The organism is Microvirga lupini (assembly GCF_014191055.1).
GTDB lineage: Bacteria > Pseudomonadota > Alphaproteobacteria > Rhizobiales > Beijerinckiaceae > Microvirga > Microvirga lupini_A.
In genome coordinates this window covers 1-1415 of sequence record NZ_JACHWB010000017.1, presented here as the reverse complement: position 1 = coordinate 1415, position 1415 = coordinate 1, and the positions used below count along the sequence as shown (strand labels likewise).

Below are 1415 nucleotides of genomic sequence, written 5' to 3'. Positions count from 1 at the left end.
GATGGATAAGGTTTACAGCGACGCCCGCTCGGCGCTGGCCGGCCTGGTCAAGGATGGTATGACCATCATGGCCGGAGGCTTCGGCCTGTGCGGCATTCCGGAGGCGCTGATCGAGGCAATTCGTGATTCGGGGGCGAAGGACCTGACCTTCATCTCCAACAATGCAGGCGTGGACGGGGTCGGCCTTGGCCGCCTTCTGGAAACCCGCCAGATCCGCAAGATGATCAGCTCCTACGTGGGCGAGAACAAGCTCTTTGCCCAGCAGTACCTCTCCGGCGAGCTGGAGCTCGAGTTCAACCCGCAGGGCACGCTCGCCGAGCGCATCCGCGCCGGCGGCGCCGGCATCCCGGCCTTCTACACCAAGACCGGGGTCGGCACCCTCATTGCCGAAGGCAAGGAGGTGCGCGAGTTCAACGGCGAGAAATACGTCATGGAGACGGGGCTGTTCGCCGACATTTCCATCGTCCATGCCTGGAAAGGCGATACGGAAGGCAACCTCGTCTACCGGAAGACTGCGCGTAACTTCAATCCGATGATGGCCACCGCCTCGCGAATGACCGTCGCCGAGGTCGAGCATCTGGTGCCGGCCGGCGAGATCGATCCGGATTGCATGCACACCCCGGGCATCTTCGTGAAGCGCATGGTGCATGTGCCGAACCCGGTCAAACACATCGAGCAGCGCACGACCCGCAAGCGCGCTGAAGCCGCAGTGCCTGCCGGAGCAGGGGAGGAAGTCTGATGCCTTGGACCCGTGAACAGATGGCCGCCCGTGCGGCCAAGGAGCTGCGCGACGGCTTCTATGTGAATCTCGGCATCGGCATCCCGACGCTGGTGTCCAACTTCATCCCCAAGGGCATGCGCGTGCAGCTCCAGTCGGAGAACGGCATGCTCGGCATGGGCCCGTTCCCCTTCGAGGGCGAGGAGGACCCTGATCTGATCAATGCCGGCAAGCAGACGATCACCGAGCTGCCGACCACGAGCTATTTCTCCTCTGCGGACTCGTTCGGCATGATCCGCGGCGGCCATATCGACCTGTCGATCCTCGGCGCCATGCAGGTGGCTCAGAACGGCGATCTCGCCAACTGGATGATCCCCGGCAAGATGGTGAAGGGCATGGGCGGTGCCATGGACCTGGTGGCAGGCGTCAAGCGCGTCGTGGTGGTCATGGAGCACGTCGCGAAGGCCAAGGACGGCTCGGAGGACCCGAAGCTCCTGACGGAATGCAATCTGCCGCTGACGGGTACGGGCGTGGTGGATCTGGTCATCACGGATCTCGGTGTCTTCTCCATCGACAAGAAGGGCGGCTCCGGCATGACCCTGATCGAGCTCGCCGACGGCGTGACGGTCGAGGAGATCAAGGCCAAGACGGCGGCGGACTTCAAGGTCGCCTTGAATGGCGGCCAGTCGAACGCGGC

General features: G+C 63.7%; 2 protein-coding genes. Both read left to right on the top strand.

From position 1 onward, the window contains the following. Position 1 precedes the first annotated feature (1 nt). On the top strand, positions 2–739 hold the full coding sequence (locus FHR70_RS23695) for a CoA transferase subunit A (RefSeq protein WP_183454883.1): 738 nt from the start codon (positions 2–4) through the stop codon (positions 737–739). After that, on the top strand, positions 739–1415 hold a 677-nt coding region (locus FHR70_RS23690), incomplete at its 3' end, for a 3-oxoacid CoA-transferase subunit B (RefSeq protein WP_183454881.1). The genes FHR70_RS23695 and FHR70_RS23690, both read left to right, overlap by 1 nt.